13 protein-coding genes are annotated in these 11580 nt (G+C 49.4%); 7 read left to right on the top strand and 6 right to left on the bottom strand.

Annotated elements, in window-relative coordinates; genetic code table 11:
- Positions 1–12: 12 nt before the first annotated feature.
- The 3 genes from ACJJIL_RS13435 (at position 13) to ACJJIL_RS13425 (ending at position 3264) form a co-directional block, all read left to right on the top strand.
- The gene (locus ACJJIL_RS13435; protein ID WP_444905736.1) at positions 13–1425 is read left to right on the top strand and encodes an amidohydrolase; all 1413 of its coding nucleotides are present in this window, start codon (positions 13–15) and stop codon (positions 1423–1425) included.
- Positions 1422–2723 carry an amidohydrolase family protein gene (locus tag ACJJIL_RS13430; RefSeq protein WP_445359930.1) on the top strand — a complete coding sequence of 434 codons (1302 nt, stop codon included), beginning with the start codon at positions 1422–1424 and terminating at the stop codon, positions 2721–2723. Before ACJJIL_RS13435 ends, ACJJIL_RS13430 begins: the two co-directional genes overlap by 4 nt.
- 145 nt (positions 2724–2868) lie before the next feature.
- Positions 2869–3264, top strand: a complete 396-nt coding sequence (locus ACJJIL_RS13425) for an MAPEG family protein (RefSeq protein WP_108732703.1) — start codon at positions 2869–2871, stop codon at positions 3262–3264.
- Between the two features lie 84 nt (positions 3265–3348).
- Here ACJJIL_RS13425 and ACJJIL_RS13420 read toward each other — a convergent pair whose 3' ends face one another.
- The 3 genes from ACJJIL_RS13420 to ACJJIL_RS13410 all read right to left on the bottom strand — a co-directional run bounded on the left by ACJJIL_RS13420 (position 3349) and on the right by ACJJIL_RS13410 (position 5175).
- Positions 3349–3648, bottom strand: coding sequence for a YebG family protein (locus ACJJIL_RS13420; protein ID WP_108732704.1), 300 nt, complete (start codon positions 3646–3648; stop codon positions 3349–3351).
- Positions 3649–3949: 301 nt separating this feature from the next.
- Entirely contained in the window at positions 3950–4567 is a 618-nt protein-coding gene (locus tag ACJJIL_RS13415; protein WP_282933387.1) for a LysE family translocator, read from the bottom strand.
- Positions 4567–5175, bottom strand: a complete 609-nt coding sequence (locus ACJJIL_RS13410; RefSeq protein ID WP_444905730.1) for a DUF924 family protein — start codon at positions 5173–5175, stop codon at positions 4567–4569. Before ACJJIL_RS13410 ends, ACJJIL_RS13415 begins: the two co-directional genes overlap by 1 nt.
- A 170-nt stretch (positions 5176–5345) precedes the next feature.
- Here ACJJIL_RS13410 and ACJJIL_RS13405 point away from each other — a divergent pair, with 170 nt between their 5' ends.
- The 4 genes from ACJJIL_RS13405 to ACJJIL_RS13390 are packed head-to-tail and all read left to right on the top strand — an operon-like array spanning position 5346 to position 7448.
- The gene (locus ACJJIL_RS13405; protein ID WP_413665209.1) at positions 5346–5636 is read left to right on the top strand and encodes a hypothetical protein; all 291 of its coding nucleotides are present in this window, start codon (positions 5346–5348) and stop codon (positions 5634–5636) included.
- Positions 5637–5696: 60 nt separating this feature from the next.
- A complete protein-coding gene (locus tag ACJJIL_RS13400) occupies positions 5697–6515 on the top strand; it encodes a DUF6249 domain-containing protein (RefSeq protein ID WP_444912669.1) in 819 nt (272 codons plus the stop codon).
- An 11-nt stretch (positions 6516–6526) separates the two neighbouring features.
- Positions 6527–7081: an RNA polymerase sigma factor gene (locus ACJJIL_RS13395; RefSeq protein ID WP_413665211.1), complete on the top strand. Its 555-nt coding sequence runs from the start codon at positions 6527–6529 to the stop codon at positions 7079–7081.
- Positions 7074–7448, top strand: coding sequence for a hypothetical protein (locus ACJJIL_RS13390; RefSeq protein WP_282933382.1), 375 nt, complete (start codon positions 7074–7076; stop codon positions 7446–7448). Before ACJJIL_RS13395 ends, ACJJIL_RS13390 begins: the two co-directional genes overlap by 8 nt.
- Before the next feature lie 141 nt (positions 7449–7589).
- Here the strand turns inward: ACJJIL_RS13390 and ACJJIL_RS13385 are convergent, their stop codons facing one another.
- The 3 genes from ACJJIL_RS13385 to ACJJIL_RS13375 all read right to left on the bottom strand — a co-directional run bounded on the left by ACJJIL_RS13385 (position 7590) and on the right by ACJJIL_RS13375 (position 11501).
- Positions 7590–8645, bottom strand: a complete 1056-nt coding sequence (locus tag ACJJIL_RS13385) for an alpha/beta hydrolase (RefSeq protein WP_445359929.1) — start codon at positions 8643–8645, stop codon at positions 7590–7592.
- Positions 8646–8983: 338 nt separating this feature from the next.
- On the bottom strand, positions 8984–9868 hold the full coding sequence (locus ACJJIL_RS13380) for an alpha/beta fold hydrolase (RefSeq protein WP_444905727.1): 885 nt from the start codon (positions 9866–9868) through the stop codon (positions 8984–8986).
- A gap of 205 nt (positions 9869–10073) precedes the next feature.
- Complete coding sequence (locus ACJJIL_RS13375; RefSeq protein ID WP_445359928.1) at positions 10074–11501, bottom strand: alpha-amylase family protein; 1428 nt, start codon at positions 11499–11501, stop codon at positions 10074–10076.
- Positions 11502–11580 lie beyond the last annotated feature (79 nt).

The raw sequence follows: 11580 nt of genomic DNA, 5'->3' as shown, positions 1-11580 counted from the left end.
GGATGAATGACTATGCAGCTGCAACCCCGATTTCTCGGGCGCAGTATCGCGGCTCTGTTAAGTGCCTCGCTACTGCTGTCCGCATGCGGTGAGAAGCGTGTTGACAGTGAGCCGAGATCTCTCGACTTCGCTCGTGTGGACGCCTTCCCTTCCACTTATTCTGTAACCCAGTCCCGCCCTGTGTTGATTCAGGGAGCTACCCTGCTAACCGGTACAGGGGAGCAGCAAGAAAATGCGGACCTGTTGTTTGAAAATGGAAAGATCAAGGAGATCGGTAAGGGGTTACTGGCCCCCGAAGGCGCCTTGATTGTCGATGGCAAAGGTAAGTGGGTCACTCCTGGCATTATCGATGTGCATTCTCATCTGGGTGATTATCCAGCTCCGGGGATTGAATCTGCCCAGGATGGCAATGAGATGACCTCGCCAAACACTGCCCAGGTTTGGTCGGAGCACTCTGTCTGGACCCAAGACCCCCAGTTTCCCTTAGCTCTTGCCGGAGGTGTAACAACCCTGCAAATCCTGCCGGGTTCGGCCAACTTGTTTGGCGGCCGCAGTGTCACCCTGAAAAATGTACCCGGCCGCAGTGTTCAGGATATGAAATTCCCCGGCGCTCCCTACGGCTTGAAAATGGCCTGTGGTGAAAACCCCAAGCGGGTTTACGGTGGTAAAGGTAGCTCTCCCTCAACTCGAATGGGTAACGTCGCCGGTTATCGCGATGCTTGGATTAAGGCGAGTGCCTACAAGCAGGAGTGGGAGGATTACGTTGAGAACGGAGGGGATGAGCCCAAGCGCGACCTGCAGATGGAAACTCTGGCGGGCGTACTCAATGGAGATATTCTCGTTCATAACCATTGCTACCGCGGTGAGGAAATGGCGGTAATGATGGACGTTGCCAAGGAGTTTGATTTCAAAATTTCCACTTTCCACCACGCAGTGGAAGCTTACAAGGTTGCTGACCTGCTGGCTGAAAACAATGTTTGTGCGGCAATGTGGGCTGATTGGTGGGGCTTTAAGCATGAGGCCTACGATATGACCGAGGCCAATATCGCCATTGTGGATCAAGCCAAAGCCTGCGCAATGATTCACTCGGACTCCGGTGTTGGTGTACAGCATTTGCACGAGGAGACCGCGAAGGCAATGACTGCAGGCCAGCGTGCAGGCTTCGATATTCAGCCCAAGGATGCAGTGGTTTGGATGACCTTGAACCCCGCCAAGGCTCTGGGTATTGCCGATCAAACTGGCAGCCTTGAGAGCGGCAAGATGGCGGATATCGTTGTTTGGTCCGGCAGCCCCTTCAGTGTTTACACCCATGTAGATCAAGTTTTCATCGATGGGGAATTGATGTTCGATCGCGCGGACAAGAAACGTCAGCCACGCACCGATTTCGAGTTGGGTATTCTCGATGCAGAGGGAGAGCGACTGTGAGAAAAGTAGCTGTTTATTGTGCGCTGGCCCTGGGGTTGATGTCAGCCACTGGCCAGGCAGAGACCATCCTGATCAAGGGTGGCAAGGTACACACCTTGGCGGGGCAGGGCAGCCTGGAGTCCGCAGATATTCTGGTTGTGGATGGCAAGGTCCAGCAGGTAGCCCCCTCACTGGAGGTGAATGCAGATCAGGTAATTGATGCGCGCAACAAGGTGGTGACGCCCGGTGTGATAGCGCCCATTTCTGAACTGGGGTTGGTCGAGATCAGTGCGGCCAGCGCCACCAATGATCACCAGGTGACCGGTGACAGTATCGGTAGTGCCTTCAATCCGGTACCTGCTTACAACCCTAAGTCCACCCTGATCCCATTCAACCGGGCGGGTGGAGTCACCAGTGCCGTTGTTTCACCGGGAATCAGCACTTGGGACAGCGGTGCAATCGATGCTCAGCAGATATTTGCAGGGCAAAGTTTTGCCATCAAGTTGAATGGTGAATTTGATAGCGTCGAAGCAAAGAATGTTGCGCAAAAAGCTTATCTGGGAGAGTCCGGTGGCGAGCTGGCCGGTGGCAGCCGTGCCAATGCTTATGCCAAGGTGGAGAGTGCTCTGCGTGAAGCTCAGGAGTATCGTGATAATCGCGCAGCGATTCACCGTGGAGAGTGGCGAGAGCTGGATTACGATCTGGCAGATCTGCAAGCTCTGCAGCCTGTGATCGATGGCAAGGAGCCTTTGATGGTAACTGCCAACCGGGCCAGTGACATCCTCGCGGTATTAGAACTGGGTGAAGCCTTCAAGGTGAAGCTCATTATAATCGGTGCAGCTGAGGGCTGGATGGTTGCCGATAAACTGGCGCAAGCACAAGTGCCTGTTGTGATCGATGCAATCAACAACATTCCAGCATCATTCTCAAGTTTGGGCGCACGCCTGGATAATGCTGCACTTCTGGCCAAGGCTGGGGTGACGGTAGCTATCAGTGGCCCAGATATGGTGGCTAGCCACAACGTTTACCTCTCGCGCCAATCGGCGGGCAACGCTGTAGCCCATGGTATGCCTTATGAGGAAGCGCTAAAGGCAATCAGTAGCAATGTTGCTGAGATTTTTAATCTTGAGGGCGGTACGTTGGAGAAGGGCGCGGTTGCGGATATTGTGATCTGGAGCGGTGATCCCCTGGAAGTTACCAGCTACGCTGAGCAGATCCTGATTGAGGGTGAGAATCAATCCCTGGTGAATCGCTCAACGCGCCTCAGAGATCGACACCTCAAGCCCGCAAAGGGCCATGAATTTGGTTACAAGCACTAGTATGCAAAGAGCGGGCTTCTAGCCCGCTTTTCTTTTTCCGCCTATTGATCTGAAAGGTCCATTGGCTTGTACAGGATTTGTGTGGCGGAATACTTGCTTTCGGGGATATATTCCCTGGCCAGATTGATAAGAACAAGGAAAAAACATGGCGAATATCACAGCACTCTACACCGGCCTCTGTGCGCTTCTGATTATTTACTTGGCATTCAGGGTAGTCGAGTTTCGTCGCACAAAGAAAGTGGGAATTGGAACCGGAGATGATCGTTTCAATGAGATTAGGGTGCGAGTTCACGCTAATGCGATTGAGTACACTCCGATAGCGTTGCTTCTGTTGCTGGCTGCAGAGTTGGGCGGTTTGCCTGCACTGTGGTTACACCTCTTCGGGGCGCTCTTTTTTATCTCACGGGTATTTCATGCCTATGGACTGACCAAGGGCAAAGGCGGGCTGCACTTTGGGCGCTTCTGGGGAACTTTAATCAGCTGGGTCGTTATCGTTGTGTTAGCGGTCATTAACATTGTTAATGCCGTAATTAATCTTTGAAGTTTATTGGTGAGGCTCAGTATGAGCCTCACGCAAAAAAGCCCGGTAGAACCGGGCAGAGTACAGGGATGAATCTATAAGCGTTTACTGATTGGCGGCGAGCGGAGTTACGCGATCATCTTCGCTCTCCTGCACCATGTTTTCGTCTTCTTCGAGTAGTACTTCAGGCTTCCCTTTACAGGCTTTAGCCAGGGCATCGCGGCGTTTGGCCAACAGCAGGCCGATCTCTTCGCCCACTTGCTCATCAATGCTGTCGATGTGGCGCTCAATCAGCGACGTGATATTAGCTGCGAGCTCCAGCATCTTATCGTGTTCTTCAGCGTCTTTTTTGTTGTCGAACATTGCTCCGTCTCTATCGCATTTCCAAACAGCTACTACGGCCATCGTGTGCCTCCCAATCGTCTATTAGACTGTCCACTTAGTTTGTATGCCGCTACCCTAACTGTATAAATATTCAGTGTCAACGATGGGGTGAAGAAAGGGCTCTATGCGGTCAAAAGACCAGCAGGTGCGATGATTGGTCCGCCATTAAGCGTGAACACTGTCATAATGTGCATACAGCCAGACGCATTCCCCCCGGGGCGACTGGCTGTCTTCACATCATTTAACAGGCCCGCTTGCGGGCCTGTTTTTTATTTGGGTGTGGTGAAACTGAGGTAGTGAAGGTTTCTGCAGGCCTGTGGCTTTAGATGCTAAGGATCAGCCGGGCAGCCAGTCCTATCAGTAAGATCCCGAAAACCTGTTGGATGCGATGGCCAATATGCTTGCTCACCAGCTGGCGTTTACGGCTGGCGTGAACCGCCAGGGCAACGATGCAGTACCAAATTGCATCCACTCCTGAAACCAGCGCCGCCATGCCCAACTTGGTGCTCAGGGCTTGCTGTTCTGACACAAACTGGCTGAATAGGGCGGTGAAAAATACGGCGATCTTGGGGTTGAAGAAGGCAACACCAAAACCTTGAGCGATAGAGCGCTTCAGGCTCTGGTGTGGAGGTTGTACGGTTGCAGTACTGGTACCCGGTGCGGGCGCACTGAGGGCTTTCCAGCCCAGGTAGACCAGCATTGCTGCACCGGCCCACTGCAGAATGTTAAATAGAAGAGGAGAGCTAGTAATCAGCACCGCCAGGCCAAATGCGGTAAGAATTGCGTATATAGCGACCCCGGCTCCGTGAGCAATAGCACTGGCCAGGCCTTGCTGTAAGCCTGAGGAGGCGCTGCGTAAGACGATAAGAAGACTTGGTCCCGGAGACATAGCGCCGAGGGCACAGATCCCCGCGAGAGATAACCAACTGAGTAAGTCCATTATTTAAAGCCGCCCCCTTGAGCCAGCCATTCTTTTTCTGCTTGAGTGGAAGTGCGACCCAAAGCCGCATTGCGGTGAGGGAAGCGCCCAAATCGCTCGATGACCTCTTGATGGGCAAGGGCGTATCGATAATGAGTGTCGAGATAGGGCGAGGCAATTTTGTCTTCTGCGAAGGTTTGCTGCAACTGTCGAAAGTAGTCTACCGAGTGTTGCTGGGTCACGAGGTCTTCGCTGTGCTCTAGCGGCATGCCCAAGAATACCTGCTGGTAGAGCCCAAGATTCGGGGCCTCTCCGCGCTGAATCAGTGACATCGTAATTGCCAGAGCCTGGGAGTCTGCAGCGAATGCCTGGCGGGTGCCCCGGTAAATGTTTCTGGATAATTGGTCACAAACCAGTAGCAAGGCGAGTTCGCCTTTCAAAGTTTGCTGCCAACGGTCCAGCTCTCCACGCTGCGCTGACTCGGCAATAGCTCCAAATCTTGCCTTGATGTCGGCGTCCACTTCCGGAGTAGCGGCAAACCATAAACCCTGCTTCTCCGCTGCAATAGAGTTGCCACGAATATCAGTGCTGCCAAACCAAAAAACCAGGACATCATTAGGGGTTGTCATATCGAAGTTCTCATTCCGTATTGTGTTCCGAGTTTATCCGATCGTTCCAGCCCAGTGATGACCATTAGAAGGTGGTTCCAAGTGTTGGCGTAAAAAAAATTATACAGCTGCATCCAACTGGGCTACCCGAATCGTCATAGTGGCGTACAAGGGAAAATCGGGAGATCACAATGTTTACTGCGAGATCAACTAAAAAGGTACAATTTTGCGTCGCGCTATCTCTGGTAGTTGCGGCTCTGCAAGTGGGTCAGGTTAATGCCTCCGAGCTGACGCTTTCCCAGGATGGGATTCACCGAGAGCTCACCCAGAAAATTGATCAGCAAATACTTAAAAAGCTTGGTGAGTGCACTGATAAGAGTGAGGAAGTTAACCGGCTACCTCCAGTGCGTATTGCTGAGGAAAAAGAGCCCCGAGGAGGAATGGCTTACCCCTACTCCAAAGCTCGAATGATGGTGATGTAGGTCACCCCCCCCCAATGACGGTTCACACCACTGATAACGAAAATGATTAGAGAGTAAGTAATGAGAGCGAGAAACAAACAATCATTCCAGGCAGTCATCTGCTGTTGGGTGGCCATTGCGGCATCCAGCATAAGCATGGGCAGCTGGGCCCAGGAGGAGGACTCATTTGTCCCTGAGCCCCCGCCGCCGCCAGGTGTGGAGGCCTCCGAATCTGAAACCCGCGTCCGTATATTGCGTGAAGATGGTGTTCTCACGATCAAATCCGAAGGCGAGAATGGTGAGAAAAGTGAAGTTCGGGTTGACTTGGGGCAGGACTTTGGCGGCCCCCTAAGCCAGGAAATTATCGAACGGCTGAAAAGCAAGGGCATTCTGGATGTAGACGGCAAGGTTACCGAAGATACCCTGAATAGCGTACCGGACAATGTCAGGATAAGCCTCTCTGGTGACCGTAACTATCGGGGCCGGGACAGGCACTGGGATCACAACTACTCACACCACGATCACAATAACGAGGATCTCGTATCGGGAGTCACCACAGTTGTACCAGTAGTGGCGCTCCTCTGTGTATTTGGAATGCCGGTATTTATTGTGTGGCTAGTGACACGCAGTAGCTATCGCAAGAAACAACTGGTAATGAGTAATATCAACCAGATGGTTGCTGATGGTCGGGATGTGCCTCCAGAGTTAATAGATCTTTTGGATGAGAGAGAGCCAAATAGCTCCAATGATCGCGGTATCAACCTGATTGCGATAGGCGCTGCTGTATTCCTCTCCCTCTCAGCTCTTGCGGGTATTGGTGTAGGCAGTCTCGGCTTGATCCCTCTGTTTATCGGTGTGGCTCGCTATGTGAACTGGAAGCTTGATAACAAGCAGGTGTAGGAAAGGCGAGTATGGACCTCAATGACGAGGAATTAATCAGGCGGGCCGTCAAAGACGGGGACCAGCGGGCATACGCCCAGCTGGTTCGTCGCTATCAATCTCAGCTGCGATACTCGCTCCGACAGCTGTGTGATGGTGACCAGGGTCTGGCAGACGATATGGCGCAGGAGGCCTTTATTAAGGCCTATAAGGCGTTGCCGGCGTTCAGGGGGGATGCCCGCTTCAGCACCTGGCTGTACCGTATCGCCTATAATCTCGTCATGAGCCACAAGCGTAAGAATATGCCCGATGTGGATCAAGAGGCAGTGGATAGGGCTCAGGCCGATGAGACTATTGAAGAATCCCGGCAGTTAGGGATGGCTAGGGACCTCACTGCCGCGATGGATACCCTGAGTGGCCCGCAACGGCAAGCAATCCATCTGTGTATGCACAGGGGCTTTTCTCACGAGGAGGCGGCAAGTATTATGAAATTGCCGCTTGGTACGGTAAAATCCCATGTCAACCGTGCTCGGGCCAAGCTGCGTAGCTTGTTACAGCCCTGGCGTGAGGAGGTGGTAAATGGTTAACTTTGAACAGCGCAACACGAAAGGTAACGCCTTGAGTGAAATGGCTTTAGAGGGCAACGACCGGGAGTTTGACGCCTGGCTAAGTGAACAGCTCCAGTTCAATGAGCCCCATTTGGATAATGATGGTTTTTGTGACCGCGTGATGGCCGCGCTCCCTGCGCAGCCTAAACGCTCAAAGCGTCGCTCCAGTTACTCTCAGTACATCGCGGTAGCAGCTGCATTAGGGATCATTGCCTGGCAGTTCCCTTTCAGTGAGGTAGTTGCCGAGATGGCCAAGCAATCCATTAGCTTGTATAGCTTGGTAGGTGTTGGACTTTTATCTTCTTTAGCGGTAATGACCGGTGGCATTTTCGCCGCACGCCGCTAGCGAGAGCCTGCCTTTATAGAAGCCCGCGCCTAAATCATGATAGGGCGGGCACAGTCTCCTTTTTTACTTTGCTAGCTTTCCTTGAAGTTTTAGTGGGCTCGCTTCACATTGAGAGTGTGTCTGGCCTTCGAGTAGATTTTGTCAGCCTTTGCAGCGAGCGTGCTCTTCAGCCTGGTTGCACATCTCTTTCAATATGGTTTTCCCCGCCTCTTCATAGCCATTGTTCAGCAGGTAGTCTGCTGTCTCAACTGTGGCATCGATCCCGCTCGAAATTTCTTTAATGGTGTATGCGATATGGAGTTTCAATTCGCTAGCAGCATTTTCAGAATCGGAAATGGCATGGTGGGCCATCAAGCGCTGTAGGGTATTGGTGGGAATAACTACTTTGAAGCCAAATTTATCTGATAAATTACGGTAGTGATTTGTCAGTCCTTCAAACCCACTTACTTTAAGTTCGTAAGTAGGTTCCCACCCTGCAAAGGTGTGTTGTAGGGCAAATTGCATAGAGTGATGTTTGGTCGTTCTGTGGGATTGCTCTGGGAATTTCTGGAAGGTAAAGGTTGCACCCGGTACATTTGCGAGAGTTTGGCTCAACTCGTCAAATGGGACTTGCATATGATTCCCCTCGTTAGCGATGGTCACGGTCAGCGGGGAAAGCTCTTTGAGTTGTTTAGGTGCTAAATTGGAAACTCGCCCGGTTATATATTTATCCTCTAATGATGGGCTAAAAGCAAAGTACTGTGAAAATGGTGCTTTGTCGTTTAGCCAGTAGTCGAGTACGAAGCGGCCAGAGTTGGAGTGCCCAGACAAAATACTAAAATCTGCGGTTCGATAGTTTTTATTGACATAAGGCACAACTTCGTTCGCTAAGAACCGAGAAAATGCTGTCGATTTACTTTGATCTGGGCGCAACTCCTTGCCCATTCCCTCTACACCAATCACGATAAAATTGGGCACTTGGCCTTCAAGTAAATCGACAGTAGATAAAGTAGAAAGCATGTCCCACTGAGCATGTAATACGTAGAGCACAGGATATTCTTTGTTATTATCCTTATATTGTTCGGGAAGTTTCACCAAGATGGTTCGGTTTTCACCAAGAAAATCTGATTTGATTTCCGTCTTTTGTGCGAGAATAAAATCTGAAGCATTTGCTATCAGCGAACAAACACTTATCAAGGCTAAAAATAGAACTCTCATTTTCCACTCTCCATGTAGGTATTATTTTAGGGTGTAATACTAAAGTTCGGGTTAAATTAACCAGCTAAAACTGGTTGAAGAAAGCTGCTTTTGCCTGCTTGTCAGGTATTTTCAGTAGAGGGTACTCGTGTCGACGTGCGCCGATGTTTGTGCCGGAAGAAGTTGCCAATTTATTGTTATATGACTTAAATCTATTTATTGACCCTTTAGATGTCAAGTGCCTTGACTAGGAGATATGCCTTGTTGAGCGGGGGTAAGTCGAAGAAGTAGGGCCTGCAGACTTAAAGCTTAGGACAGGCTGAAGTCGGTCTGCCCTAAGTTTAACAAAATAGTAAATGCTACTTAGTTTCTATATTCTCCAGAAATTGATCGACCACTGCATTGAATTCATCGGGTCTCTCCCAAAACATCATATGCTTTCCCATATAAGCGGTAGTGGCGGAAGGGGTATTAGCTTTGATCCATTTTTCAGCCACTTCCTTAACTTCATTTCGCACCACATATAGCATAGGGATCTTCCCTTCAAGGCCGATAAGGTCTTTGCTGTAGTCGAGGTAAAAACCAGTAGCGTTGGTAATTGCGGCGACGCTGCTAGAGGTTTGATTGGCGATATTAGATATCCAGGCAATATTTTCTGTAGTGGGATTCTCAAGCATCCATTTGGCGAACTCTGCAATCACATTTTCGCGGTCCTCAATAACCCCCTCAGTGAATGAGCGCGAGTATCCGTCTGAATCATCATTCAGATACCAGACCCACTCGTCCCGGCTGGCCCCAGAAATATCCGGGCCAGTGTCGATCATAATCATGGCTTTTATCTTGTCAGTGCCGAACTGGTTGAGATAGGCCAGTTGCTCGGTCACTCCGTAGGACCAACCCGCGAGAATCACGCTATTAAGCCCCAGCTTGTCAATCAGTGCAGCTAAGTCTCGAGCGTGTTGCTGATAAGTATGGCCCTCAACAGGCTTGGATGACATGCCCTGGCCGCGGGGATCATAAGCTAGTGCGCGATACTTGGTGGAGTCCTTGAAATGGGCAAGTTGATGCTCGAAAACCTTTGTAGACATCATCCAGCCGGGAATAAAGATGATTGTCGTATCGCCGTTACCCGCTTGTTCGTAGTGGATAGTGAGAGAGTTGTCGATCTTGATTCTCTCTGCTGCCACATAAGTAGAAAAAATAGACAGGATGCTAAATAAAATTACCAGATGAAGAGTCTTCATGACGCAAATTAACCCAATAAAATTTCTATAACGTTATCAGAGGAAGTTCGTAGGCGAAGTGGCTTCGGCTACCAATATTCGCTTAGGTCCACATTGTACCGTGGAATTACTGCTATTAGTTGCTGCTGCAATATTGCCGACCATATAAATTGCACAAACGTCCGTTTTATAGGATTGATTGCTTAAAGCCAAAGTAGGTGGGAGCTTAGGGTAGTTGGTTATGATTTTTCCCATTTGGATTGGTATAAAAATCTATATTGGGTGTGACTGCTCGGTATTTATCCAGAATTATCATAATGAAGAATAAAGGAATAAGTGACAGTACAGAGAAGTGTAGTGCAATGAATTTGGTCTCCTCTTGTATGGGCGCGCTGGAAAATATAATTATTTCGATAATAAGTAAGAAAATAAATAAAAAACACTTATTGAAATCTGACACTGAGTCAAATATTTTGGGACCCAATATCCAATGCTTCCAGGATTTGTGCGCAATAGCATCTAGTAAGTAATAGAGACCGCAGGTAAAGCTAACCAATGTCGTAAGCAGTAGTTCAAATACCCAGACGGGAGGTTTGCCTGGAGCCGGAGGCCAAGCATTCGTAACTCCAAATTCTGTAAAAGAGAGAATGGCAAAGAGACCGGTCGTCAGCAGTACAACTGGAAATCGAAATACTAAAATCACCATACAAATTGCAGCAAAGGTCTCGAATATTCTCTGGATTGGCATAAAGATCTCGGCGTGGTCCGCTACCCAGGACAAGGCTCCCCGATACCAATACGGTGTATTCCCGTATTCGACATAGGAGTTAATGAGACCTCGGTACCCTTCTACAGTAAACCAATTTAATAGCCCATCCTCAAAAACCTGAAAGACTAACATTACCCCGATGGTGAGGGTAAATAGATCAATCCAGCGCCCTACTATCGGAGTTGAATCCTGTTTGGGGGGAGTATTTCGATACTTGTCTAAATACTTTGAAGCTATTGATAAAACGGCAATGGTAATACTGGATAGGGCGCTTACAGTGAATACGTAATCGCCACCATTGCGTGACATAGCAAAGACCCCAAATAAGAGAGCTGATGCTACAACAATCGAACAACTCCAGGTTAATAGGCTTACTCTCGGTGCTATCACCGCGCCTAAAAGCCGAGAACGAAAATTGTATTGAGATTCTTTATGGAGCTTGTAAATGCTAACTGCCAAGATTAAGGCAAATAGCGCAGGTGACAAAAACTCGAAGTACCAGCTGTTTTCTCCCATGTAAGTCAATCCCCACAGCAAGATAAAACCAAAAAACATGAGTGTCGCGCCCAAAACAATAAAAACACGCAATATCAAGAGGGTTCCAGCAAGCAATAGTGCCAGGTGGAGTGTATAGGTTACAAAAACTGAGTAGGGGATAAGGTAGCTGACCAGTGATTTGACAAGTGAAGGTGTGCCCTTAGTCTGTACAAGCTGATGTAACAAGCTTGCGAAGACATCCGGTGCCATTTGCCCATTAAAAAAGCGCGTGATAACTAACTGAATACAGGCTGCGCCTAAGAAGAGGCTGATAATGGCTAGCCAAGTAGTTTGAGATGTGGCGCTTCTTGCTTGCTCAGTACTCAAGTGCAGGCTGGATATAGGCATGTATCTTATCCGAGGCCCTTTAAGATTGATTTCCTTATTGGTGATTATGGCAAATTCGGTAAATAACTTACAAATTTTC

This window comes from Microbulbifer maximicatervae (SeqCode), from assembly GCF_052468095.1.
The sequence above is the reverse complement of the archived record's forward strand: the minus strand, read 5'-3'. Positions and strand labels throughout refer to the sequence as shown.

Bases quoted from the DNA above. Each gene is read 5' to 3' on its own strand.
- ACJJIL_RS13435 (WP_444905736.1), top strand. From the start codon at position 13: ATGCAGCTGCAACCCCGATTTCTCGGGCGCAGTATCGCGGCTCTGTTA.
- ACJJIL_RS13425 (WP_108732703.1), top strand. From the start codon at position 2,869: ATGGCGAATATCACAGCACTCTACACCGGCCTCTGTGCGCTTCTGATT.
- ACJJIL_RS13420 (WP_108732704.1), bottom strand. From the start codon at position 3,648: ATGGCCGTAGTAGCTGTTTGGAAATGCGATAGAGACGGAGCAATGTTC.
- ACJJIL_RS13415 (WP_282933387.1), bottom strand. From the start codon at position 4,567: ATGGACTTACTCAGTTGGTTATCTCTCGCGGGGATCTGTGCCCTCGGC.
- ACJJIL_RS13410 (WP_444905730.1), bottom strand. From the start codon at position 5,175: ATGACAACCCCTAATGATGTCCTGGTTTTTTGGTTTGGCAGCACTGAT.
- ACJJIL_RS13405 (WP_413665209.1), top strand. From the start codon at position 5,346: ATGTTTACTGCGAGATCAACTAAAAAGGTACAATTTTGCGTCGCGCTA.
- ACJJIL_RS13400 (WP_444912669.1), top strand. From the start codon at position 5,697: ATGAGAGCGAGAAACAAACAATCATTCCAGGCAGTCATCTGCTGTTGG.
- ACJJIL_RS13395 (WP_413665211.1), top strand. From the start codon at position 6,527: ATGGACCTCAATGACGAGGAATTAATCAGGCGGGCCGTCAAAGACGGG.
- ACJJIL_RS13390 (WP_282933382.1), top strand. From the start codon at position 7,074: ATGGTTAACTTTGAACAGCGCAACACGAAAGGTAACGCCTTGAGTGAA.
- ACJJIL_RS13385 (WP_445359929.1), bottom strand. From the start codon at position 8,645: ATGAGAGTTCTATTTTTAGCCTTGATAAGTGTTTGTTCGCTGATAGCA.
- ACJJIL_RS13380 (WP_444905727.1), bottom strand. From the start codon at position 9,868: ATGAAGACTCTTCATCTGGTAATTTTATTTAGCATCCTGTCTATTTTT.
- ACJJIL_RS13375 (WP_445359928.1), bottom strand. From the start codon at position 11,501: ATGCCTATATCCAGCCTGCACTTGAGTACTGAGCAAGCAAGAAGCGCC.